The 24,142-nt window shown below is 39.1% G+C and carries 24 protein-coding genes, 1 pseudogene and 1 riboswitch; of the genes and pseudogenes, 12 read left to right on the top strand and 13 right to left on the bottom strand.

Going from position 1 to position 24,142, the window contains the following annotated elements:
- Nucleotides 1-97 precede the first annotated feature (97 nt).
- Both GQR93_RS07910 and GQR93_RS07905 read left to right on the top strand, forming a co-directional pair.
- Nucleotides 98-529, top strand: coding sequence for a MerR family transcriptional regulator (locus GQR93_RS07910; RefSeq protein WP_003554103.1), 432 nt, complete (start codon nucleotides 98-100; stop codon nucleotides 527-529).
- Nucleotides 513-1,256: an SDR family oxidoreductase gene (locus GQR93_RS07905; RefSeq protein ID WP_003554100.1), complete on the top strand. Its 744-nt coding sequence runs from the start codon at nucleotides 513-515 to the stop codon at nucleotides 1,254-1,256. The genes GQR93_RS07910 and GQR93_RS07905 overlap by 17 nt, the downstream gene beginning before the upstream one ends.
- Nucleotides 1,257-1,370: 114 nt before the next feature.
- On the opposite strand, the gene GQR93_RS07900 is transcribed toward GQR93_RS07905, so the two are convergent.
- From GQR93_RS07900 to GQR93_RS07890, 3 genes are all read right to left on the bottom strand, one after another.
- On the bottom strand, nucleotides 1,371-2,777 hold the full coding sequence (locus tag GQR93_RS07900) for a sensor histidine kinase (protein ID WP_159298739.1): 1,407 nt from the start codon (nucleotides 2,775-2,777) through the stop codon (nucleotides 1,371-1,373).
- Entirely contained in the window at nucleotides 2,758-3,453 is a 696-nt protein-coding gene (locus tag GQR93_RS07895; protein WP_003560522.1) for a response regulator transcription factor, read from the bottom strand. Before GQR93_RS07895 ends, GQR93_RS07900 begins: the two co-directional genes overlap by 20 nt.
- Before the next feature lie 89 nt (nucleotides 3,454-3,542).
- On the bottom strand, nucleotides 3,543-4,118 hold the full coding sequence (locus GQR93_RS07890) for a hypothetical protein (protein WP_003554095.1): 576 nt from the start codon (nucleotides 4,116-4,118) through the stop codon (nucleotides 3,543-3,545).
- A 391-nt stretch (nucleotides 4,119-4,509) separates the two neighbouring features.
- Here GQR93_RS07890 and GQR93_RS07885 point away from each other — a divergent pair, with 391 nt between their 5' ends.
- Nucleotides 4,510-5,541, top strand: a complete 1,032-nt coding sequence (locus GQR93_RS07885; RefSeq protein WP_225430288.1) for a hypothetical protein — start codon at nucleotides 4,510-4,512, stop codon at nucleotides 5,539-5,541.
- An 88-nt stretch (nucleotides 5,542-5,629) separates the two neighbouring features.
- Here the strand turns inward: GQR93_RS07885 and GQR93_RS15275 are convergent, their stop codons facing one another.
- From GQR93_RS15275 to GQR93_RS07875, 3 genes are all read right to left on the bottom strand, one after another.
- Nucleotides 5,630-5,782, bottom strand: a complete 153-nt coding sequence (locus GQR93_RS15275; RefSeq protein WP_003554091.1) for a hypothetical protein — start codon at nucleotides 5,780-5,782, stop codon at nucleotides 5,630-5,632.
- 17 nt (nucleotides 5,783-5,799) lie between these two features.
- Nucleotides 5,800-6,042, bottom strand: coding sequence for a GlsB/YeaQ/YmgE family stress response membrane protein (locus GQR93_RS07880; protein ID WP_003554089.1), 243 nt, complete (start codon nucleotides 6,040-6,042; stop codon nucleotides 5,800-5,802).
- Between the two features lie 402 nt (nucleotides 6,043-6,444).
- Entirely contained in the window at nucleotides 6,445-8,184 is a 1,740-nt protein-coding gene (locus tag GQR93_RS07875; protein WP_003554087.1) for a pyruvate oxidase, read from the bottom strand.
- Between the two features lie 224 nt (nucleotides 8,185-8,408).
- Between GQR93_RS07875 and GQR93_RS07870 the strand changes: the two genes are divergently transcribed.
- Nucleotides 8,409-9,350: a restriction endonuclease gene (locus tag GQR93_RS07870; RefSeq protein ID WP_003554085.1), complete on the top strand. Its 942-nt coding sequence runs from the start codon at nucleotides 8,409-8,411 to the stop codon at nucleotides 9,348-9,350.
- A 218-nt stretch (nucleotides 9,351-9,568) separates the two neighbouring features.
- Here the strand turns inward: GQR93_RS07870 and GQR93_RS07865 are convergent, their stop codons facing one another.
- From GQR93_RS07865 to GQR93_RS07855, 3 genes are all read right to left on the bottom strand, one after another.
- On the bottom strand, nucleotides 9,569-9,778 hold the full coding sequence (locus GQR93_RS07865; RefSeq protein WP_003554083.1) for a helix-turn-helix domain-containing protein: 210 nt from the start codon (nucleotides 9,776-9,778) through the stop codon (nucleotides 9,569-9,571).
- Nucleotides 9,779-9,831: 53 nt separating this feature from the next.
- Nucleotides 9,832-10,407: a DUF2975 domain-containing protein gene (locus GQR93_RS07860; RefSeq protein WP_225430287.1), complete on the bottom strand. Its 576-nt coding sequence runs from the start codon at nucleotides 10,405-10,407 to the stop codon at nucleotides 9,832-9,834.
- 489 nt (nucleotides 10,408-10,896) lie between these two features.
- Nucleotides 10,897-11,466 carry a nucleotidyltransferase family protein gene (locus GQR93_RS07855; RefSeq protein ID WP_003554080.1) on the bottom strand — a complete coding sequence of 190 codons (570 nt, stop codon included), beginning with the start codon at nucleotides 11,464-11,466 and terminating at the stop codon, nucleotides 10,897-10,899.
- A 93-nt stretch (nucleotides 11,467-11,559) separates the two neighbouring features.
- Nucleotides 11,560-11,652, top strand: a riboswitch (TPP riboswitch).
- A 171-nt stretch (nucleotides 11,653-11,823) separates the two neighbouring features.
- Between GQR93_RS07855 and GQR93_RS07850 the strand changes: the two genes are divergently transcribed.
- The 6 genes from GQR93_RS07850 to GQR93_RS07825 all read left to right on the top strand — a co-directional run bounded on the left by GQR93_RS07850 (nucleotide 11,824) and on the right by GQR93_RS07825 (nucleotide 18,389).
- Entirely contained in the window at nucleotides 11,824-13,146 is a 1,323-nt protein-coding gene (locus tag GQR93_RS07850) for an LLM class flavin-dependent oxidoreductase (protein ID WP_035444763.1), read from the top strand.
- A 2-nt stretch (nucleotides 13,147-13,148) separates the two neighbouring features.
- Nucleotides 13,149-13,868, top strand: coding sequence for a TenA family protein (locus GQR93_RS07845; RefSeq protein ID WP_003554075.1), 720 nt, complete (start codon nucleotides 13,149-13,151; stop codon nucleotides 13,866-13,868).
- Nucleotides 13,862-14,455, top strand: a complete 594-nt coding sequence (locus GQR93_RS07840) for an ECF transporter S component (protein ID WP_050757973.1) — start codon at nucleotides 13,862-13,864, stop codon at nucleotides 14,453-14,455. Before GQR93_RS07845 ends, GQR93_RS07840 begins: the two co-directional genes overlap by 7 nt.
- A 571-nt stretch (nucleotides 14,456-15,026) precedes the next feature.
- Nucleotides 15,027-15,218, top strand: coding sequence for a hypothetical protein (locus GQR93_RS15270; RefSeq protein WP_003554068.1), 192 nt, complete (start codon nucleotides 15,027-15,029; stop codon nucleotides 15,216-15,218).
- A 303-nt stretch (nucleotides 15,219-15,521) separates the two neighbouring features.
- Nucleotides 15,522-16,259, top strand: a complete 738-nt coding sequence (locus tag GQR93_RS07830; RefSeq protein WP_003554067.1) for a glucose 1-dehydrogenase — start codon at nucleotides 15,522-15,524, stop codon at nucleotides 16,257-16,259.
- A gap of 246 nt (nucleotides 16,260-16,505) precedes the next feature.
- Nucleotides 16,506-18,389 (top strand): CotH kinase family protein, encoded by a 1,884-nt coding sequence (locus GQR93_RS07825; protein WP_225430286.1) that lies wholly within the window; start codon nucleotides 16,506-16,508, stop codon nucleotides 18,387-18,389.
- 90 nt (nucleotides 18,390-18,479) lie between these two features.
- Here GQR93_RS07825 and GQR93_RS07820 read toward each other — a convergent pair whose 3' ends face one another.
- Both GQR93_RS07820 and GQR93_RS07815 read right to left on the bottom strand, forming a co-directional pair.
- Nucleotides 18,480-19,163, bottom strand: a complete 684-nt coding sequence (locus tag GQR93_RS07820) for a DUF4956 domain-containing protein (RefSeq protein WP_003554063.1) — start codon at nucleotides 19,161-19,163, stop codon at nucleotides 18,480-18,482.
- Nucleotides 19,144-19,994, bottom strand: a pseudogene (locus GQR93_RS07815) (VTC domain-containing protein). The gene GQR93_RS07820 and the pseudogene GQR93_RS07815 overlap by 20 nt, the downstream one beginning before the upstream one ends.
- Nucleotides 19,995-20,071: 77 nt before the next feature.
- Here GQR93_RS07815 and mutY point away from each other — a divergent pair.
- Nucleotides 20,072-21,184, top strand: a complete 1,113-nt coding sequence (gene mutY, locus GQR93_RS07810) for an A/G-specific adenine glycosylase (protein WP_003554055.1) — start codon at nucleotides 20,072-20,074, stop codon at nucleotides 21,182-21,184.
- Between the two features lie 27 nt (nucleotides 21,185-21,211).
- Here mutY and xerS read toward each other — a convergent pair whose 3' ends face one another.
- Together xerS and GQR93_RS07800 are read right to left on the bottom strand one after the other, a co-directional pair.
- Nucleotides 21,212-22,300, bottom strand: coding sequence for a tyrosine recombinase XerS (xerS, locus tag GQR93_RS07805; protein ID WP_003554053.1), 1,089 nt, complete (start codon nucleotides 22,298-22,300; stop codon nucleotides 21,212-21,214).
- A 42-nt stretch (nucleotides 22,301-22,342) separates the two neighbouring features.
- Nucleotides 22,343-22,738: a hypothetical protein gene (locus tag GQR93_RS07800; protein WP_003554051.1), complete on the bottom strand. Its 396-nt coding sequence runs from the start codon at nucleotides 22,736-22,738 to the stop codon at nucleotides 22,343-22,345.
- Nucleotides 22,739-23,267: 529 nt separating this feature from the next.
- Here GQR93_RS07800 and GQR93_RS07795 point away from each other — a divergent pair.
- On the top strand, nucleotides 23,268-24,134 hold the full coding sequence (locus GQR93_RS07795) for a LicD family protein (protein ID WP_003554048.1): 867 nt from the start codon (nucleotides 23,268-23,270) through the stop codon (nucleotides 24,132-24,134).
- The last annotated feature ends 8 nt before the right edge of the window (nucleotides 24,135-24,142 follow it).

Raw genomic sequence — 24,142 nt, 5'->3', positions numbered from 1 at the left:
TTTATGGTTTAGAAAATTATTTTTAATTTGTGAGATTCTTTGTAGTAATGCTTGCCTTGAAGTACAGACCAAGGTTTAGACTGGTAATAAGGTTGAAGTGAAGGGAGTAAAAATCAAAGTGGCGACGATTAATCAAGTGAGTCAGAAATTTGATTTGACCAAGGATACACTTCGGTATTGGGAGCGACTGGGGTTATTACCGGAGATCCAGCGGAATGGAAGTGGTTATCGGGACTATAGTGAATATGATATGAATTGGGTCTTTTACGTTAAAGCATTAAGAAAAGCCGGCATGTCAATTGAAGCACTAATTGAATTTGTTAAACTATATCGTGATGGTCAGCAAAATTCTGAAGCTAGAAAAACATTATTAATTGATCAGCGACGGGAATTAATCGATAAAATGACTGAAATCAAAAAAACAGTTGCTTATTTAAGCTTCAAAATCGATCATTTTGAGGATCATACGTTAAATTACGAAAAAGAAAAATTAGTTTACGAGGAGAAAAATAATGACAACAAAAAGTAAAGTCATCGTCATCACTGGTGCATCCAGTGGAATCGGTGAAGCAACAGCTAAATTATTAGCTAAAAAGGGACACCGGTTGGTTCTGGGAGCACGTCGAGAGAAGAAACTAGAGGAAATTACAGATTCAATTAACTCGGATGGTGGTCAATCAATATATGCACCGGTTGACGTGACCGATTTAAAAAGTGTTCAATCTTTGGCTGATTTGGCATTAAAGCAATATGGTCGAATCGATGTATGGATGAACAATGCCGGACTAATGCCTCATTCCGAGTTTATTAAAGGCAGGGTTGATGATTGGAACCGGATGATTGATGTTAATTTACGCGGTGTCTTGTATGGCATTAATTCAGCATTGCCAACGATGAGAAAACAAAAAGCAGGTCAATTCATTAATATTGCATCAGTCGCCGCCCACAGCGTTCATCCCGGTGGAGGTGTCTATAGTGCAACCAAGGCCGGCGTTTGGATGATCAGCGAGGCATTGCGACAGGAAGAAGCAGCGGCAGGTAGTAACGTTCGTGTCACTGTGGTTTCGCCGGGAGCAATTGCGACAGAGTTGGTGAATCACGTGACCGATCCCGATCAGAAAAAAGCAATGAATGCCTACTATGATCAATTTGCCTCGTCCCCACAGCGAGTAGCTTCGGCCATCCTGTCAGCCGTTGATTTGCCTGCAGACACGACCATTAATGAAATTGTGTTGCGACCGACACGACAAGGATAATCACAAAATCTGTTATCATGTTTGAGAGTACAATTTCTATTGACTAAACAGTCATTTAAAAAATGGCGCCAAGCAAAATTTGATTGCTTTGGTGCCATTTTTTAATAAGTCGCGTTAATTTTGATTTTCAGGGTTGTTAAAAAGGAGATTGAAACGACTACCCTGTGGTTTTAAGTCTGTAACGGTTATCTGGATATGATTTAATTCAGCAAGTTGCTTAACGATTGACAAGCCTAATCCGGTTCCTGATACCTGATGGTTGTGAGCCTGATCACCGCGGTAGAAGCGTTCGAAAATTTGGTCTTTTTGGTTATCGGGAATACGTGGTCCGGTATTTTGAACGGAGAGACTATATTGTGAGCCATGTTGAGACAAGACCACTGTGATTTGTGAGTCAGCAGGTGAATATTTACCGGCATTATCCAACAATGCGGATAAAATCTGTTGAACGTTGTCAGCATTGGCATAAACAACGGCTTTTGTTGGAATATTCACGTTAATAGTCTGTTTTAACACCGCACGCTGTTCTTCAACAGTTTCGTTTAAAAGGCTGGTCAGGTCAATGTAATCCAATTTGACGTCTCCGCGATCAGCCCGTGAAAGTGCTAATAAATCATTAACCAATGTTTGCATTCTGGCAGATTCGTTGTTGATAAATTGAATGGAACGATCAACAATTTCCGGATGGTCCCTGCCATGACGCTGGACAAGCTGGATATGTCCCCTGATTGCCGCAATCGGTGTGCGGAGTTCGTGTGCGGCGTTTGAAATAAACGTTTTTTCCTGCTGGTTTTTATGATTAATGGAAGTGAGTAGTTCGTTAAAACTGGTTGTTAGCTGTTTGACTTCCATGGGTGTTTTTGGCACCGGTAAAAGTGTTTCATATTCCAGCTCGGACTTACTTTGGTCTCGCGCAGTCTGACTCAACTGGCTAATTGGTTGCGTCAGTCGTTTAGCGGTGGATGAAATGAAGTACCAACCGAATAATAAACTTAGTAGAAAAAGGCTGAAAACAACGATAATTACTGATAACAAGACGTTAACAACCGGATTTAAGCTTAACCAGATTTGAGACATAATTCCAAGTTTACTTCCTGATCTGTAATACATGAAACCATAGCCGTCAACATAGGTTAGTGCGCGGAAAAACGGTAAATGGATTTGTTTTGCTTTTAAAAATGTTTTTGTGCCATGTGAATAAAACTTTGTCGGGATGTTTCGGGTGCGGTCATTAACCTTAACGTAAGTATTCTGTGTGTTGATTGTGCTGTTTTTTCGCCACTGTTCCCAATCAGGCCGGTCATCGATAATGGATCGTTTAAGACTGCCCAATAACTCAATGGATTCTGCTTGGCGCTGGTGGACAAGCTGGACACCAACAACACCGACAACTGCCAAGCTCATTAGAAAGGCAAACCAAATAAACAAGACTCGAAAACTATGCTGAATTTCCTGTGAGGTGGTCGTCATTTGAGGCTTTTTACGTTTCATTTTTACCCCTCTAACCTTGATAATTGGCACTTAAGACATAACCGACACCACGGACGGTATGGATCAGTGTTTTTTTAAAGTTTCGGTCGACCTTATTTCTTAGGTAGCGAATGTAAACGTCGACCACGTTAGGCTGACCCTCAAAGTCGACGCCCCAAACCAAATTAAGGAGTTCGTCGCGGGTCATGGTTTCACCGGCATTCTTAATTAATGTGAGTAATAGTTCGTATTCGCGTTGTGTGAGTTGAATGAGCGAATTACCACGAGTAACCTGTCTTGATTTTGTATTTAAAGTCAGGTCTTCGATACGGAAAAGATCATCACTTGTCGCTTGATTTTGAGAGTGGCGCAACATCACCCGGATTCGAGCCAATAATTCTTCGATTTCAAACGGTTTTGTGATGTAATCGTCCGCACCGGCATCAAGGCCGGCTACTTTGTCACCGACATAATCACGAGCAGTCATCATTAAAATGGGGATGTCGTCATTTTGCCGAATGCGTCTTAAAACTTCCAGTCCGTCCAGCTTGGGAAGCATCCAATCCAGAATAATTAAATTAAGTTGCCCCCGCATACTTTCATACGTGTCCAAAGCTTGCTTACCATCTGTGGCTAGAATAATTGTGTAATTTTCGAATTGTAACTCAGTTGTGAGATAGGAGCTTAATCCTTCTTCATCTTCGACTAATAGAATTGTGTTCGCCATAGCATTTCCCCCTTTAAGGATATTGTTTAGCAATATAACTTATTATCTTCTAGCTTAACGCATAAAACGTGATTTAATAGTCAAAACCATCATTCGAGTCCAATTGTGTTGAATTGGTGACGAATAACGGTAAAAAGTGTTGGTAAATCTGCAGTAAGTAACGTGCCCAGGGCTGTTAAATTGAGACTATTGCTAAACCAGGAAGCAATAGCGGATTCAAAGGTAAAGTCAAAACCAAGATCCAACCAATAGATTAATCTGCTTTCAAACAATAAAAAGTGTGATAGTTTTTGAGTGATAATCAAATGGTGCTTTAAATAATAAACCGAATAGATTTTGGCAACATACCCGCAGACGAAGAAAAGGCTGCTAATGCCAAAGTCAATATTCAGGATATTGGCAAGTGTTGTTCCAGCAACGGCTGTCAGCCCGACTAACAACCAATATATCGGTGAATGGGCGTTAACGTGATTCTTGGTTCGTTGACTTAATTGCACCAAAATTACTACTGTAATTAAGAATGTTGCTGACTGGGAAATCATTTGAGAAAGGATAAGGGCGATCCAACTTCCAAGTCCCGTCATGATGATTCTGGTAAGCCAAAAGAAAATCGAATTTTCCGGCATTTGAAGTAAATTGAATTGAAGACGCTTTGTAAGTTGCATAAATGCCACCTCGATTGTTCTTGATTATATTCAGTGTAATCAAAATGGTCGGGTGGGGTTAGTGTTCATAAATAAAATTAAAATGAGATTCTCACAGAAAATACAAGGGTTGGCTATAAGAGTCAAATGTGCGGATCAAAACGGTTAGCACCCGAGGTATAAGACGTCGATTTTGGAAATCCTGGCTTGGAGTTTTTCGAATCTATTCCTTATAAGGAGCGGTGCTGTTTTGAAGGGCAGTACTAAAAAGGTGTCAAATCCAAAAACATATTTTTGAAATAATGCCTGATAGGATTGAATTTTTACCAATATAACTATGGTCAAAAAAGTAGTGTACAACACAATCAATCTATGATACATTCAAGTGGAAAATATTTTGAAAGGATCCAAAATGAAAACAAATCAGCTAATCCATTTGACCAGTGAAAAGAGAAACTTTCTGGCAAATAAACTAACTGAACCGCAACGTCTTTTTTTGATTAAGCATCGAAGATATCGGATGCAGAGTAATTTTTTAAATGCCAGTTTATCCGATGGTGAGAAATGGCAATTATATGATTTTAAGGTAGATCCAAATGTTTCTGGGAAACTCACATGCAGATGCGGTCGAACACTGAAATATCAATATATCATTCAAGACCAAAGGACTAAGCAGACGCAAAAGCTTGGCATTAACCATTTCCAAGAACACATGGGCGTGCCGGAAAATGTCGCAAAGCAGGTAGCGAAGGGCCTACAAGAGATCAATACCGGCATTGACGAAATTTTAGTTAACACATTTTTATCTGCTGATAAGCCAAGTGACGAACTGATTGAGTTTGTCCGCCGGTCAGGAAATGCCATTCGTTATGGTAAGGAATTTTTATCGTTTATCGACATTGGCTTGGTTCCTTATAGGAAAATCATACAGGATTGCGAAAACCGGAGATCATCCATGAAGATGAAACGGAAGCGGCAAAAGTGGGTTGTCCCACTTCAAATTGATAAGCGCGAAAAGACATCCTATATTTTTCGGCAAGGGAATCAAAAAGCGCCACGGCCAACCCAAGAACATCAGAACGGGCGATCCAAAGATCAACGACTGTGGTTAAAACATTATCGGGAAGTTCAAATGCCCAAAGCTGAAGAGGGGTTAAATTATTTGGATCAGCATTTTGATCGCATGAGTTTTACAACTAACCCAAAGATCGGAAAATATATTTTGGGATTTGCATCGTATTTTATGTGTCATATTGGTAGGGGCAGTCATTTTGGTATCGAAGAACTAACCGACTTTATTTTACAAATATCCTATGAAACTGATACGAGCCGGTCAAGGGCTTTTGAGGAACTATTGAAGCAAGTCCAACAGATTCTGATCTTATTTATAGAAATAGGTTTCGTGGATATTTTTGATGATCAATCATATATTGTTTTGACTTAAAATAATAAAAAAGCTACCCGGAAAAAACGGATAGCTTTTTTATTTCAATAAAGGGTATTGAATAAACATTTTGTTAAATCCCAAATTTTTAATTTGACTTTGAACCATAAATTTTATTCTGAAGCTTATCACCGAAAATATCAATCTTTTTTGTTGCGAAAAGTGTACCACCCAATAAGACACCGCTCACAATGAGGGTACTGGCGATCATAAATTTAAAAACAGCTTTTAATGCATCCATAGTTACTCACCTGCTTTCTAGGATCGTTTAACAACAAAGGAAACAATCAGAACTAAAATAACGGCACCGATAATTGACGGAATAAGTGCCATTCCGGCCAAACTCGGTCCCCAAGAACCTAGTAGTGCCTGACCGATGGCTGAGCCGACTAAGCCAGCTACAATATTAGCGATCCAGCCCATCGATTGGCCGTTGTTCGTAATTGCGCCCGCCAAGGCACCGATGACGGCACCGACAATAATTGCCCAAATAAAGCCCATGATAAATTCCTCCTAACGTGATGATGGTTATTTGTTACTGACCTAAGTCCAAGTATCAATGAAATGACTGGAGACTGACAAGCTGGATATAGTTAAAAGCATTCATGTCTCAACTATATATAATATTTAGGTCATTATTAGAAAAGAAACAAATATCATATATTAATTAAAGATTATCACGGCTATCTTAAAACTGTCAAAAACGAAGATTTCAAATTAACCTTTTCAGGTATCATTTATCAATAAATTCTAGGTGAATCCTGAGTTTTAGATCAAAAAACCTTTCAGCACCAACAAATCATTATGCAATATATCTGTTGGTGCCGAAAGGCTTTTGTTAAAAGCCACTTCAAGTAGTGACTGAGATTTTTTCCTTTGAAATCGGTGGTCTAATTGTTTTGCTTAGAAAAATTGGCGCAAAATATCTTTTAGTGGTGGTAGTTCTGGTATTTTTTTCTCTTCTTTAAGATATTGGCTGCCAAATTTCATGTATCCTTTAGCTTCCTGACCGACAATCTTGCCCGGCAAAGGTGCATCATCACTGACATAAGCATTGATCAGTACCGGCATATTCTGGACCCGATAGGCTCTGTTCAATGCGTTCTTAAATTCTTCGGAAGTTTTAGCAGTAATGCCAACGCCGCCAGCCGCATCGGCAAATTTGGCGTAATCCATATCCTGTAAATCGATTTGATAATTTAATTGGCCGGCTGCCTGTTGTTCGTATTCAATAAAGGCCAGCTTTGAATTATTGAGTACGATATTAATTAATGGTAACTTGTATTTAACTGCCGTAATGAAATCCTGCATGACCATCGCAAACGCACCATCACCATTAACCGAGATAACCGGTCGATCCGGATAATTTATTTTTGCTGCAATCGCTCCCGGTAATGCACATCCCATTGTCCCTAAGTAAGAGGACAAGATAAATTTTTGTGTTGGTGATACGTTTAAGAAACGGGCGCTCCAAGAGGTGGCTGTTCCAACATCAATTGAATAGACTGTATTTAGCGGTGCCGTTTCATTAATATCGTTAAATAATGCTTCGGGTGCGACTGGCTTGGAATCGAGTTCACGTTTGCCGGTCATCCAACGATTCCAGTTAGCAACATTTTCCTGACAGGCCTTTAAAAAACCATCATCGGGATGGAGGATCGTTGTTTCAGAAGAATTAAGTCGCTTTATAACATCCTTGATATCGGCTACCAATCCAACATCAGCCGGATAACGTTTTCCGATTGCTGACGCACTGGTATTGATTTGGATGCTTTTGGCCGTCCCTGGTTTGGGCAGGTACGCGGTATAGGGATAATTTGTGCCGAACATTAGAAGCAGATCGGTATTTTGCATGGCTTCATAAGCCGGCTTTGTCCCCAACTTACCAACATTTCCCAGCGAATTAGGATGACTATCGCCAATGATCCCCTTTGCGGGCAACGTTGAAATGAACGGAATATGATTTTGCTCCAAGAAGGCCGTAACCTGGCTGCCGGCTTTTTTTGCTCCCAGGCCAACCAATGCAAGCGGCTTTTTGGAATCTCGAATCAATTTAGCGGCTGTATTAACGCGATTGTCATCTATTTGCGGTGATGTCAATTGGAAAGAAGAAGCGGAACTGATATAGTGGCCGCTGACCCTTTGTTCCGGAAGGTTATCCGGAATGGTTAAAACTGCGACTCCGTGTTTTTCATAAGCAGTGCGAATGGCTTCGTCAACGATTTCAGCTAAATTATCAGTGGCAGAGATCAGTTTATTATAGACCGCAACGTCCGCAAATAATTGTGGTGTATTCACTTCTTGGAAGTATTCCTCGTTTAAAAACTGGGTATCAACCTGACCAAGTAAGGCCAGTACCGGCACGTGATCCATTTTGGCATCATAAAGGCCATTTAACATATGAATTGCGCCTGGGCCACCGATTGAAAGACAGACACCAAGCTTACCGGTTAACTTAGCCTCGGCCGCCGCTGCCAAGGAAGCAACTTCTTCGTGACGGACTTGGACAAATCCGATCTGATCCTGTTGTTTGCGTAAAGCATCGACAGTTGTATCGATGGAATCCCCCGGTAGTCCATAAACGTGTTTTACATGCCAATCAATTAAAACGTCGACTAATTGTTCAGAAGCTTTTTGAGCCATATTGCGTCATCCTTTCTATAAACGATGTTATGAAAGCTTACTTTCATTGTAGACAATTTAAATGGAATTGCAAAAACTAGAATTATTAATATAACTAATTTTAAGCAAAATACCATTTTTAAATGACTGAAGAGATCAGAATTATAAAGAAATTGGCGTTAAATTAATTGGAAAAGCAATGATATACTTAGATTAAAGTAAAGAAAATAGTTAAGGTGGTTAATATGGTCGTTAATCAAAACATTTCCGGGATGCCAGACTGGGATAAAACTGTCGCAATGACACTGACGGTTGTGAATGAAAGGGATAGTTGGCATCGAGTTGAGTTGAGGAAAAAAGTGGCAGATGACTTTAAGTTACCTGATAAAGTCCGCTACCGTAACTCTACAAAAAATCCTAAAAATATAATTATTGAAAATAGGATTGGCTGGGCATTAAGTGATTTGGCAATTAGTGGAGCGATTGAACGTCCTCAACAAGGAATTTATCGAATTACAACTCTAGGTAAAAGGCTTCTTGCCGAACGGGGGATGAATTTAACCCTTGCTGAAGTATCAAATTTACCAATGTTTCAAGAGCACCAAAAAGAAGTTGCGGAACGTCGAAAACGTAAAGGTGAAATCTCAATGGATACAATTGATGATGTAGAAGATACGGCAGACGTTTCCGAAGTTTTGGCAGACAAGTCTGATAAGTACAATATTGAGGTTAAAACGGAACTGCTTCGTCAGATTATGAACAGCGACCCCATCTTCTTTGAACATCTGGTTGTCAGGTTACTATCCAAAATGGGGTATAAAGGTCCTAATGGCAGTGCAACTGTGACACCTGCAAGTGGGGATGATGGCATTGACGGGATTATTAACCAAGACCCATTAGGGACTAATACTGTTTACGTACAAGCAAAACGATATGCTAAGGATAATCGGGTTCAACGCCCTCAAATCCAATCTTTTTACGGAGCGATTAAAGGTAAAGGAGCCGAAAGCGGTGTTTTCATCACAACGTCGGATTTTAGTCGTTTGGCACGTGAGTACGCGGAGAATTTTCGAATTGTGTTAGTGGACGGTATCGAGCTTACTGACTTAATGTTGGAATACGAGGTGGGTGTTCAAGTAAAGAGCGACTATAAGTTGTATGAAATAGATAACGACTTCTTTGATTAATCGGTTATAGACCAAAACACCGGGATAGAAGACCAAAAAAGTTATTTGAAAAGCTCCTGTAACGTCAGTATTTCCGCAAGCTGACGTTACAGGAGCTTTGTCTTTTGGGATAGAAAGTCAATTATCTAATGTTTTTGACTTCTGTTTCAACCCCTTTAGTATATAGCTACAAATGACGCATTCTTTGAAGAAGTGATTGTGTTTGAAAAAAGTGCTATTCAAAAATCACTCAAATTTGTGGTAGGGTTACTTTCTTCGTCAACGTATTCTAAGATATCCCCTGGCTGACACTTTAGCACTTTACAAATTTTTTCCAGCGTACTGAAGCGAATTGCTTTTGCCTTGCCAGTTTTTAAAATCGAAATGTTAGTTGGCGTAATACCAACCATTTTGGCTAATTCACCAGTGGAAATGTTTCGTTGCGCCATGACAACGTTTAGGGTAATTTTAATCAAAATTCAATCACATCCTTTAAGCGTCTTTAGACAGTCAGCTCGTTTTCCCGTTTCATTTGTTCAGCCATTTTAAATAGAATGTAGATCACACTAATAATAACAAGTCCCACTAAATCTTCGGGAATGTCGCTCCATGTCACGGAGAAATCACCAATTTTAATACGGTCTAAATAGGTTCTTGTCAGTTGATTGGCACCTGCAAGAAACGGATCTGCTGCCAGGGTATAAAGCTGAGACACAATAAATAACCAAACCAGTTTAACATTTTCAGTGGTAAAGTACCTTTTTTGATTAAGGTTAACCGTAATCTTAACAAGTGCTTTTAATTCGTACAGAACAGCAATTATCGCTAAGATAACACCGATTGACACTAAGGCAGTGTATATGTACGCCGGAAAGTGGTTGATGTCTGTGAGCGAAACGTGGGCATGATTTGAGATCACCTGAAAATCGTTATTATCCAGAATGTTAGATACAACGTTACCCTTTAAGGCCTGATAGATAAAATACACCGGGATGCAGAAACCAATCCAAGAAATAACAAATGATATTTGTGCCAGAAATGACACGACAAGTAATGCGCGATTTAAAAGTTTTGGCATGTGAAGCATCTCCTCTTTTCTGTGCTTTGATTATAAATTATCGAAAAACGATAATCAATGCCTATTTTTCGATGACTGTATATCGCTTATCAATTATTATTAATATTTTCAATAAAGAATATGAGATCAATGTCAGCTTGTTATATATATTCTTAGTTATGAATTTGAGGAGAGCAAAAATAAGATTGGTTTAATTCATTTCCTATACTAGAAGAGATTTTTTGATAAATCGAAAGATAGTCGCCATTATTTTGAACTAACGAAATCCTAGGCATAGGGTAGTTAACAAAATGATTATAGTAAAAAGAAATGATGCCGTTAAATTGGCATCATTATTTATCTATCCTTGAATTGCGGATAATTAATTGACTTGGGTAAATAAGAGATCGTAAAAGATTGAATAATGAGTCATTATGTTTAAAAAAATTGCTTTTTGTTTTTAATAAAGTACAAATAAAAAGCACATGTTTTTAAACGCATGTACTTCGGCTAACTATTAATAATTGCCAAATTTGGCCATCGCTTCTTCCAATTCTTTCTTTGAATACGATTTTGATAAATGGATAAGCACGTTTTGTTATTTTGAAACATCGGAATTGGCCGACACTTTAATTGAATTAAATCTGTCAGGCCGTAAGGTGCAATGATTTCAATGTCGTTGCCCTTAAGGTATGCACCAATACACGTTGGTGTTTCGACAAAGTGTGAAATTGCATCCTCTATAGACGTGAATTTTGAGGCGTCCTTAAAATCGTAATAATGCATGTAAGCTTCATTTTTTACTTGCCACTGGTAATCAGGCATCCTTTTAATTAAAGATGCTTGTATTATTTGGTCATCATTCCTTGGTCGTTGTGGGTCGAAATAGACAACATCAACGTCATTAATCAGTTCTATAGGCTGATGGCTTAACACTTGCCAGACGGTATTTCGGATACTTCCAGCCGCAAGTGCGCCTTGTGGTAGGTTCAGTTGTGCAATTACTTTCAAAATGTTCATTAAATCCGGGGACTTTTTAATGATTTGAACGACTAGACGTTTATCTGTTTTGTTGAGCATCTGGAAGCCTCCTTATGTATTCTTGGCCACAATTAATCTTGACATTTATTATAATCTCCCTTTAAATGAATATGTACGAAAAATTAAATATCATTTTGTGGTCTGGGGTGCTTTTAACTAAGCTGAGACAAACCCATGGAACCTGATGCAGTTAGTACTGCCGAAGGGAGACCATTTTCAGCATTTTTTGATGAGTAAACGACTGAAAGTCCACTTTTTGTTTTTTTGAAAGTGGACTTTTTTAATGCTCGTAATGCGATAATGCCCCCCAACAAGATGAATAGCGAGGTGATCATGACAGACGTTAACGGATTTCTGATTTACTTGTTTAAATCTAAATTGGAGGGAAATAACATTATGAGTAGACAAATGCATTTAGGTGCGTTGTTATTTAGTTCAGGTCATCATGGCGCTGCTTGGCGACGCTCCGGATCTACTGTTAGTCAAGTTGGTCAAATTGACTATTTTGAGAAGCTTGCACAGTTAGCAGAAGGCGGGAAGTTTGACACCATCTTTTTTGCAGATGGTCAATCGATTATGGGTGGTTATTACGGAGGCGTTTCTTATTTTTTGGAACCAATTACCTGTGTCACTGCAATGGCTCGAAAGACACATCATATTGGTCTTGTGCCAACTATCTCGTCGACGCTGTATGATCCGTATAATATGGTCCGATTAATTTGTAGTCTTGACCATATCAGTCATGGTCGAGCGGGCGTAAACGTGATTACGTCGATGTTTGATGAAGAAGCCCAAAATCATGGCTTGTCAAAGTTGCCAAATCATGCTGACCGTTACCTGCGTGCCGATGAATTTATTCATACCATGATCGAGCTTTGGGATTCATTTCCTGCTAGTGCAATTATCAATGATGCCGAACACGATCGTTGGTTAGATTCATCCCTGATTCATGAGATTAACCATCATGGTGACTTTTTTGATGTTAAAGGCCCGCTTAACATTCCTTCAGGACCACAAGGAAGACCTGTCATTTTTCAAGCAGGCGCTTCACACCAAGGTAAAAATCTTGGTGCAAAATATGCCGAAGCTATTTATTCGGTTGCCTGGGATATTCGTGAGTCACAAGCTTATTATCAAGATATCAAAAAACGTGCGGCTGAGTTTAAACGCTCATCCGGAATACCGGCTATCCTGCCAGGGCTGGTTCCCTATGTTGGGAGTACTCATGAAGAAGCGCAACGAAGGCAGTCCGAATTGGATGAGCTTCTGCCCCTTGATGATTCAGTTGCCCAACTTGGTGATTTTTTGGGCCAGGATGTTAAACGATGGGATTTGGATGCTCCGGTCCCAGAATTACCTGATATTTCGGAATTTTCAGGCCCTAAAGGACGTTATGAGGTTATCAAGCGGATTATTGACACTGAAAAGCCAACTGCCAGACAACTTTTTCAACGTTTAGCTGCTGGAGGCGGACACGCAACAGTTGTGGGAAGTCCGGAAGAAGTAGCGGATATGATGCAAAATTGGTTTGAAAGCGGTGCAGCCGATGGATTTAATATCATGGCGCCGACTTATCCAGAATCATTGGCCGATTTTATTCATTACGTCGTCCCAATCCTGCAAAAAAGAGGGTTATTCAGAAAAGATTATACCGGTCATACTTTACGTGATAATTTAGGTTTGCCAGTTCCAACTGCTAAGATCACTCGGGGGGATTAAAAATGTCATTTTCTCAGTCTTTAATTAAAGATGCACAACCTTATTTGGAAGCAAATAAACAAAATTCTTTTATCCAGGATGTTATCAGCAATCGACTATCTCCTGATGTTTTGAACTACTATATTCAACAGGATTTACGATATGCGGACGCTGAAACAATTGTTCAGACCCAATTAATTACTAAAAGCAAAACAATTGAAGATCAACGTCTCTTTGCGGATCAGTTAAGTGCCCATTTGCGAACGGTTAGCGATTTGTTTGAGGCATTAACCAAAAACGTTGAGCATGATTGGCCTAACCAACGCGACCAAACGATTCAACCAGTTACCTTTTTGTATCGTGAACACATTTTGTCTCAAGCGCGCGAAGGTTCGTTATTGAATGTGTTGGCGCCATTTGAAGCGGGAATCTGGATGTACATTGAACTTGGAAAATATCTTGAAGCTACTGGCAAAATTAAAAGCGGTAATAATTTTTATACTTGGGTCCAAGATGTTCAAGATCCAGACTTGGCAGGGCTTGGTGGTATTTCCAAGCGGTTCTTGGCGATAATTGATCGAGAAGCTGAAAAAGCTGATCAAGCACAATTAACCTATGTCAGAAAGCAATTTTTACGTAGTTGTTTATTGGAATGGTATTTTTGGGATGCTGCAAGCAGGCAATTAACTTGGGATGATTTTGACAAATTGGCATTTAAAAATGACGGGAGTGGTTTATTATGACTCGATCAGGACACTGGCACATTCAGCAGATTATTCTCGTCACACTTATTGGAATTGTTTGTGGGGTTGTCTATCAATACGGCGTGAATTCACTTTATAACGTTTGTAAGGTATTAGTAGGGCCAACGGGACTAAGCCCGTTTGTGGACAATGTTTTTGCAGGTCTTTGGTTTATCGCTGCGCCATTAAGTATCTATTTTGTACCCGCAATTGGATCAGCGACGATTGGTGAAACATTGGCTGCACTCGTGGAAATGTTTCTGGGTGGGCAATGGGGGGCGTTAACCCTTGCTTATGGCATTGTTCAAGGTGCCGGAAACGAGTTTGGTTTCTTCCCCAATAACTACAAAACTTTTACATGGTTGAGTTGTATTTTAGGTGCAATCGGGGCGGCAGTTTTAAGTTTTATCTGGGACTACTTTGTTTCCGGATACAATCACTATGGGGTGGTTATGTTGTTACTGCTACTAATGACCCGAATTGTTTCCAGTATCATCCTAGATGGTGTACTTGTTAAGCTGATTACGTTGCAGTTCGACAGCGTTTGGAAAAAGAAACAACGGTTGTTAAGTAAAAATCGTACTTGACCAAAAAGTGCCAACTAAAAAGATATGTTAGACCATCTTATTTGAATACAGGGATGACTAACATATCTTTTATTCCAAGTACCATAGATTAAGATTGATGTGTCGGGTAACGGTCTTGTCATTCTTTATTACACCAGTATTTAAGTTCAGAAGTCCTGAAGAACAGTAGTGGGTTTGGTTTTTAATTAATCACGATTACTGATTTTTTGAGTTAAATCGCACTATTCTCTGATATATAAAGAGTGACATAATCAAGGCATCAATTTCTTGGGCATGAGGGCATTGGTAAAAAGGGATTGCAACACTTGTTAATGGTATTATTTGGGTTAATTGTGACAGTTCACGCAAAATCAGTACCTCAAGTCATGATTCATGATCAACGTCATTTACTGTCAACAGAATAGCGGCAACAGATTGTTCAGGCAAATAAGCGTTGGCAGCGTCGAAGACATCGGCCTGCTATCTGGATTTATACGTTAAAGAAACTGCCAAGTGAGGTGACGGATGATCCGATATTTGGGACCCAAAATGAGAATGCCGTCATGTCACCCTGACCATTCTGATTTGCCTGGTGATTCCAGGGCTGACTCATCGTGGTTCGCATCTTTACTGGGATGCACCGGGGAATGATTCTTTTGGTGAAGGCTATTTCTGGGGTTGGTTTGATAACGATCACTTTGGTGGTAATTGTGGCTGGGTTCGTGGTGGTAGGATGAAAATAACCATGGAACAATTTCGGCATACAAAAGCCTATCTGGTTTAATTGAGAATTTGAATGACTCAAATACGATTATTTTGATAGAAATACAATTATAAGAGCAGCTATCTTTATTAAATGAGAGATAGCTGTTTTTGTAGGTGTTTTAAAATCTTCACTGATGCATAGCTGTTATGTTGATGTTCGTTAATATCTTGAGATCGGAATGATTAGATTGATGAGGGTGTCAAACAATTTGTATTAAAGTGGTTGTTTGCTTGTAAAAGACCAAATTCGTTGCAAATACGGTGATGTTGTCTTAATGTGAAAGCGATAACAATGTAAACTTCATTTAGAAAGGGAGTTGGTATGATGTCAGGTCGTTTAAATCATAAAATTGCGGTGGTGACTGGCGGTGCTATGGGAATCGGTCGTGCGATTACAGAAAGATTCGTTAAAGAAGGCGCCAAAGTGGTAGTGGCCGATGTCAACGAAAAATCCGGCCAAGCTTTCACTGACAAATTGGATAATGCCTATTTTTATCAACTGAATGTATCCAGTGAAAGTAATTGGCGTGACTTATTCGCATGGGTTCTTGATAAATTCGGTAAAATTGATGTTCTCGTCAATAATGCCGGGATCGCAATCATGAGCGACATCGCGCATACGTCCCTTGATGATTGGCAAAAAGTCATCAATGTGAACCTGACTGGTGTCTTTCTTGGAACTAAACATGGTATTCTAAATATGCAGGCACATGGTGGATCAATTATCAATATGTCATCACTTGCCGGACTCGTAGGCGATCCCAATGCAGCTGCCTACACAGCAAGCAAGGGTGGTGTTAGATTGCTGACAAAGTCCGCCGCCACTTACGGTGCCCAGTTTAATATTCGGGTAAATTCCGTTCATCCCGGGGTTACTGAAACACCTATTTTGAAAGGTATTCCTCAAGCTCAAAAAGAAAATATTATTAATCAAACGCCGTTAAGAAGAATGGCACAGCCGCAGGAAATCGCCAATATGGTACTTTACCTTGCTTCGGATGAATCCTCTTATTCAACGGGCAGTGAATTTATTGTAGATGGTGGTACGACAGCAAATTAGTCTGAAAATTGATAATAATTGATTTTTTAGTAAGAAAGCAACTTTAAGATGTTTAATTTAAGGTTGTTTTTTAATACTTTTCCAGTAATTAAAAGAATCATTTACTCGGATATAATCTGATTCCAGTATCAATTAATTATTACATTTATTTAAAAGCCTATAGCTAAATAACTATGAGATTTTCAACAATGCAATGTGGTAAGCTATACATATCATTTACATCATATAAACATGGAGGGGTATTCTTTGAACAAACGATTATTTATGGGGGCTGGCATTACAGGACTGGCGTTGGCAGTATTAACGTTTACACCAGTATCAGCACAAGCAGACATTGGCAGTTCTTCAATCATGGAGCCGGGGCAAGGTGTGACACCTACGACAGCTGGAATTGGAAAATCAACGATTGTAGCGACCGGAGATTATGCCAAAAACACAACCGTTGACAATTTACCGGTTAAGACACAGTCTGTTGAAGGCAATCAAGTCACGGTTACTGTTCATAGTGATGATCCAAATTTGAACGGCAAAACGATTACCAAGAATGTTGATCTAAGCAGCATTTATCCCGGTAATGATAACTCTGCTCAATCATTACTTGATTCAGTGAATGACATTATTAACGGTTCCTTGGATAAAATGGTTCAGGGACGCCCCAATGTGATTAGTGCACTTACGATCGGGCTGCCGCAAACGGTTTTAAATATGCTGGGAAATGTCACAAGTTCAAGTGACGTATTGGGTGATTTCAGTCGTGGGTTAACCAGTATTATCGATCAATTTAATACACAATTTCCAATGGGCATTATCTCAACTGGTATTTCCGCCGTTGGTTCGGTAGTTTCAGACGTGACAGGTTATATTAGTAAAAGTGGTGGTAAGGTTGATTTAACCGGCTTACAGTCAAAAACAGAAGATAAAGTGCCGGAAAATTCTACGAAATTACCAATTATGAAGCTGTCAGGGAATGAATTTCTTGCCGATAAATCAAATCATTCAACGATGACGTTTGATTATAGTGATCCAAAAACCGGAAAAGATGAAAAGGGTTATGCAGAAGTTAACTGGTCGGGAAGTTCTACCCAGCTGTTGCCTAAGAAAAGCTACAAGGTTAAGCTTTTCAAGGATCAGCAGCTTACAGATAAATTGAAGCTTAAATTATTTGCGGATGCCAAAAAGGATAACACGTATCAACTAAAGGCAAACGAAACGGATCCAACAATGGCTCGAAATTTAGTCAATGCAGGTATTTGGAAGTCGATGGTTTCCTCAGAACAAAATGTTCCCGAAGAGCTCAAGAGTACGCCAAATTTTGGATCTGTCGAAGGATTCCCAATGCTGGTTTTTGTTAACGGTAAGGGACGCGGCCTTTATACGTTAACCACTGATAAAAGTGGCGACCTTTGGGGGATGGATAAGAAGAACCCCGATCAAGTTGCTATCCAGGGGAATGTTAACAGTGCCCCCGCTGAAATGTTTGATAAGGGAAATGCCAAAGTGGATGATACCGATTTTAGTTCTGAGAGCTCCGACACAATCAGTGATAGTGCCAAGAACAATTTGAATGACTTCATTACCTTCGTCAGTAACTCCTCAGACCAAGCGTTTAAAGAAGGTCTTAGCCATTATGCAAATATCGATAGTATCATTGACTACTATTTATTTGTGAATATATTGGGGGCTTATGATCAAATTGCAAAGAATGCCACTTACCTTTCTTACGATGGCGGTAAAACTTGGCGGATGACCGCTTATGATAACGATTTGACGTTAGGAAACTATATCTTTGGGCTTGGCATTAATGAACCTTACGCAATGTACTATAATGCTGCTCGGGGCGGACTTTTCCCATCTCACAATACATTATTGAGACGAGTTGCACAGCTATTTGGTCCTCAAATAACAGCTCGATATGATCAACTGCGAAAGAGTGACGTGATTAGTGCTGACACGATTAATAATCAGTACGTTGATTTTATGTCTAAGGTTGGTTATGATAACTACACCTATGATCAAGATATTAATCCATTAGAGATTAATCAATACACACAAGGTTTACCGGCACTTCAAAAAGTTGTCACACAACGCATTCAAACCTTGGACAACCATTTTGGGTATACTGGAGATTAACCGTTTGAACAATAAAAGATCGGACAATTAAAAGTTGCCCGATCTTTTTTGAGTTGGAATTCCTAAACAAATGACCTATTTTTTATTAATCTATAATTCATTTGTTTGTGATGATAATTTGCTTGAAACAACCGGCATATTGCCATTTCTAACTCTGATTTCATCAATTAAATGTTTTTCATCCTTGACGTCTTTGAGTTTGATATAGTAAGACAGCTCATAGACTGAACCCATGGTGGTTGTTTTAACTGAATCATACGAAAAATCATAACCATATTTCTTTAATAAATCATCAAAAAGTCCAGGAAAGTCCAGATCTTCCGGAATGGTAATTTTTAATTCACGCTCGGCAGTGTGTCCCCGATTGCCAAATGATGAGGAATTTAATATTAATAGGTAAATGGTTACGACAACCGAGAAGAAAATGGCGTAAAAAATATATCCCATACCAGCTGCGAGTCCAACACCCATTGCCCAAAAGATGGTCGCAATATCACGTGAATTTCCGGCTACCGATCTAAATCTAATTAAGCTAAAAGCGCCCAAAACAGCCATGCCTGTTCCAAGGTTACCATTCATATTAACCAGCATAATGATTAATTGAACTAAAAGGGGCAGTGTTGCCAATGTAATAACAAAGTTTTTTGAATAAGTATTGCGATACATGTAGACTGTTGCAACCAGCAGCCCTAAAATGATTGATGCGACAACGCTTCCCACAATTGAAGGTAGTGTGTAGGAAACACTATGTGCCTTAAACAGTTCCTGTAACATAGTTATCCTCCGTTTGACTTAAATAGTGCTGATAGACATACCCGTACTTTGAAAACCGTCCTTTGACAAGGTGAAGATTGGCAATGATATCAGTAAACCAGACCGGATAGGCACCTGTGGCTTTAACTTCCATGATGGTTTCAAAGTCCGGTGTAATTTTAGTGCCGTAACCACCATGGTGAAGAGAAAGATCCTCGTCACGAAAGCGAATGTTAAAGTCGAATGTCACTCGAAAGTCTGGATCTTCATCTGTAGAAAGGGCAACCCGATCATCGGAAATCAACACTTTGGGTTTAATATCATAACGATCAAACAGCCATTTTATTTCCTGCTTGATCTGGTTTTCATTAGACACCAATTGTTGATGATCAAGACAGCTTAATCCGGTTTGAAGTGTATTTTCAAGCGCATCGTAGGGAATCTGAAGTCTGCGTTTATATACCACGCCTTGAATTTTCTTTTTCAACTCCAAAAAACCGGTTCGTCCATTAAAGGTGTCCCATAACTTCGAACCCGGAATTTTGATTTGTATGGTACTTTTTTCATGCTTTGATTGATGAAATAGTATTGTGGTGTATCGAAATATAATGATAAGATAGTTGTCAGTCCATATTGGTCCTCGGACATATGTCCCATTAACAATTTTCGAATAGTGATGTATTCTTCGGCGTTGAGTAAATATTTGTATTCTCGCCGCTTAAAAACCCGCTTTAGCCCCAAATCTAAAGTCCCCCTCAAAGTTATAATTAATCTATCCCTAAAATTGTAAATTAATATTCCGATAACGTCAATACTATCGTTAATATCGCTATATATAGAATGGTGACACATTAAGGAAAGTAGGGAAAAATTAATCCCCTTAATTATAAAGCTCGCTTCAGACTAAATAAAGGAGTAATTAAATCATTATGGTTGAATGGACACCCGAAAAGATAGTCGCTTTTCAAGAAACATTACTAAAGTGGTATGACAATAACAAACGGAATTTGCCATGGCGTCGTGATCATGACCCATACCATATTTGGATTTCAGAAATTATGTTGCAGCAAACTCAGGTTCAGACAGTGATTCCATATTATGAGCGGTTTATGAAGCTGTTTCCAACCGTGCAGGCATTGGCAAGTGCCGATGAAGCAATTCTCATGAAAGCGTGGGAAGGATTAGGATACTATTCAAGGGCTCGCAACCTGCAGAAAGCTGCTCAACAGATAGTGAATGATTATAACGGGCAGTGGCCAACCACAGTAAAGGAGCTGCAGGAACTAAGTGGCATCGGGCCATACACAGCCGGTGCGATTGCAAGCATTGCGTTTAATAAACCGGTTCCCGCCGTTGATGGGAATGCGCTTCGGGTATTTGCAAGATTACTGGAAATTGACGAAGATATAGCAAAACCACAAACACGAAAATTATTTGAAAATATTATTAAGAAGCTAATGCCCAAGAATCGACCCGGAGACTTTAATCAGGCTATTATGGATTTAGGTGCAAGCTATATGAGTGCTAAAAATTATGACTCGGAAAATTCACCAGTAAAACTGTTTAACCAAGCTTATTTAGATGGCGTAGAGGATAACTATCCGGTTAAGACCAAGAAAAAGAGGCCGATTCCGGTGAATTACTTTGGTCTTTTAATCCATTCTCAAGATGATTATTTATTTGAAAGACGTCCAAACAGTGGTATTCTTAGTCGTTTTTGGATGTTTCCGTTAATCAAAGGCGATGATATTCAAACTAAAAAAGACGCTTCTGAAGATGATGTTTTACGGGCACTGGAAGCCCAATTTCTTTCAACTTATCAATTAGAGATACACGTTAAAAAAATCGGTGGTCGTCCTGTTACCCATACATTCACTCATCAAAAATGGCAGATTACTTTATTGGAAGCTGAACTAAATAATAGCAGTGATTTGAGCTATTTTCCGGGTAAATGGATTTCTGAGTCTGACTTTCGAGAAATCGCCTTTACTAAGGTCCAAACAAAAATGTGGGAACGTTATCAGCAGCAAAAAGAACAATGATTTTTAAAGGTATACTTCGCAAGCGAATTAGTGGTCTTTATGCAACTCATCCAGTGCTTTCTTTTGTTTGGTGTCGACGATATGTGTATATAGACCGGTCGCTTTCGTAGAAGTTTGGCCGAGTTGAGTTGCAACCAAATGCTCATTATTGGTTTCCAAATAAAGCTTTGATGCCAGGGTATGACGTAATTTATGTGGTGTGATTCGAACATGGTTAAATGCCTGTGAGTATTTTGCTACTAATAGTTCAACCGTTGCGGTCGAAATTCGTCTTGGCTCATCCACCCCTTTTGTCAAGAAGAGGGAAGGGGTAGCGGCTGTTGCATGGTATCGTTGATTTCGAACTTGTAAATAAGGCTTAATATAGGGGATTACCCAATTTGCAATTGGAACTGAATCGCGCTTACCACCTTTACGCTGCACGGAAACAGTTGCTTTTTTTAAATTTAAATCGTTTAAGTTTGCGTTTGTCAGCTCGGATACCCGAATGCCGGTACCCAGCATTAAAGCATTAATTGCAACGTCGCGTTCACGATCACGCTCATGCATTTTTAGCAGTCGTTTACCTTTAATCTGTTTAGAATAGTCGTTTAAAATGTAATTTAAATAGTTAACGTCAGCATCACCCAGCATTAATTTGTCTTTAATGTTTCTTGCCCGCGTTTGATAAGTTTCACTATCTGGCACTAAAGCAATTTTTTTCATGACGTTTCGATAAAAATAGGGCTCTCCATCATCGTTTTCAGATTCCTCTGTTAGGTACCTGAAAAGCGCAGAAAGGGCGTTTAACGAACGGTTGACGGTTCTGTGAGACAATGTTCCTTGAGGATTTTTGGCCGTTTCTTTACCTCGGTTAAGTAAAAAGGCTTTATAGAGTTCCATATCCTGTTTTTTAAATTTTTCAAGATCGGATAGTGGAATGTCTTTGATTTTCACAGCATTCGTGATACCGGTATCCATTATCCATGTAAAGAAGCGGTGGAACTCATTTAAATACTGGTATAGTGTCGCTGGTGATAGAGGGACGGTTGATTTTTCCAAATAATAGTCTTGAACATAAGTTGGCATCTCTGCGATAAGGACATCGTTATTAGCAATGTAGTTTGATTTTTTCATGTTTATTCTCCTGAAAATGAATAAAATTTTTTTGCATAAATATTACTTTTCTGGTTTGGCGTTAAGTAGCGCAATAAGATGATTAGCTGATTCTTGCAGACTTGAGTTAGTAACTGAAATCTTTATTGAGTTGATTTTTTGGTACATGGACAGTTTTCGAAGCGCACCGAACAAGTCATTGAATTCTCTGATACCGTTTTGAGTGTCTTTTTCAAAATGGCGTTTCAATTCACTGGCAGTTGCTATTAAGGAGACATTGTAGAAGTCATAGTCACCGGTTAAGCCGGATAAGATATCATTAATGGTCTGTTGCTGATCCATGACCCATACAAAAACCACTGTTTCAAATGTTGAGTGATGTAAATATCCGTTTAGCAAGAATTGGATATTATTGATCACCATTTTTTTATTTTCATCAGAAAATACCCAAGGGTGCATATACCAACACTAATCTCCATCCAGAAAAGCAGCATTTTCCAATTTTTGATCAACAAGGTATTTACCAAGGGTGGTTTTGCCAACGCCCATAGTTCCACCAATAAAGAGGAGCCTTTTTTGTTTCATTAAATGAACCTCCCAAATGAGTTTAGTTAGCAACTGCTCGGTGATTGGATAAAGTGACATAAAAAGGCATTATTAGACAGTCGACCGTGTATCAATCATACAGGGCGGATAATTATTTGTAAAAAACGGTAACGCATGATCATTATTAGGAAAAAAGATCATTTATTGAGTTAGCAAGAACACGGATTTAACAGGAGTATCCTCGTTATTTATTTAGATAACTTAATAAAATACCGGTTTTATTAAGTTATATTATAACACAAATTCTACGTTATTTTGTATATTTACAAACCAAATGTTTGACCTCAACCCCAAAACTCAATAGAATAGCATAGACGAACAAAAAATAGTCAAAAGAGGTTTTTAGATGAAATAAGGATCAAAAAAATAAGGGGGCTTTCATATGATGGTTGATATGAAGCAAATTCACGGAATTCAATTAGACATTTTGAAGAAAGTAGCACATTTGAGTTCCAAACACCATATCAAATATTTTATGACTGGAGGCTCCGCAATCGGTGCTGTCCGTCATCAGGGATTTATACCTTGGGATGACGATATTGATATTGGATTCACTCGACATGATTTTGAAAAGTTTCTCCAAGTTGCACCAACGGAATTAAAGTCTACAGAATATTTTGTCGAAGAAAATCGTTTAAATCCGATTTACGAATATGATTTTGCTAAAGTGATGTCTAAAGGCACAAGAATTTTGGAACGTGGCCGTGAAGAAGCGAAATCTCAAAATGGCATTTTTATTGATGTTTTTCCATTTGATAAAATGCCTGCGGGAAAACGTCAGCAAATTGCCCAAAAACAGATACTGCAAGACATCTTAAAAGAAATTCGGCGGCGGTTTTATCCGGATTTGTATCCAGATATGTCTTTGGATACAAAGTATGCATCCATGACCTTGGAACAGCTTTATGAACTAAGACTGCAAATAATGACCAAATATGATGATCGTCCGGATCTTACTTACGTGAATCTATCATCACCATATGAATATGGGAAAGAAAGAATTCTGCCAAACGAAATTCATCAATTTACTAAGATGAAATTTGAAGATTTGACAGTTCCGGTATTATCTGCGTATGATTCATATTTGACTCATTTGTATGGTAACTATATGAAGTTGCCACCGGTTGAGAAACGCGTTCAGCGTCATATTTTAAGAGCATCGGTTGACGGTCCACAAGTTTTGCCTGAGGATGAGCCGGATGGTCAGCGGAAAATCCGGCCAAATGGGTTTGAAGCTGAAGCTGGCTAAGTATATAA

The organism is Lentilactobacillus hilgardii (genome assembly GCF_009832765.1).
Taxonomy (GTDB): domain Bacteria; phylum Bacillota; class Bacilli; order Lactobacillales; family Lactobacillaceae; genus Lentilactobacillus; species Lentilactobacillus hilgardii.
The sequence above is the reverse complement of the archived record's forward strand: the minus strand, read 5'-3'. Positions and strand labels throughout refer to the sequence as shown.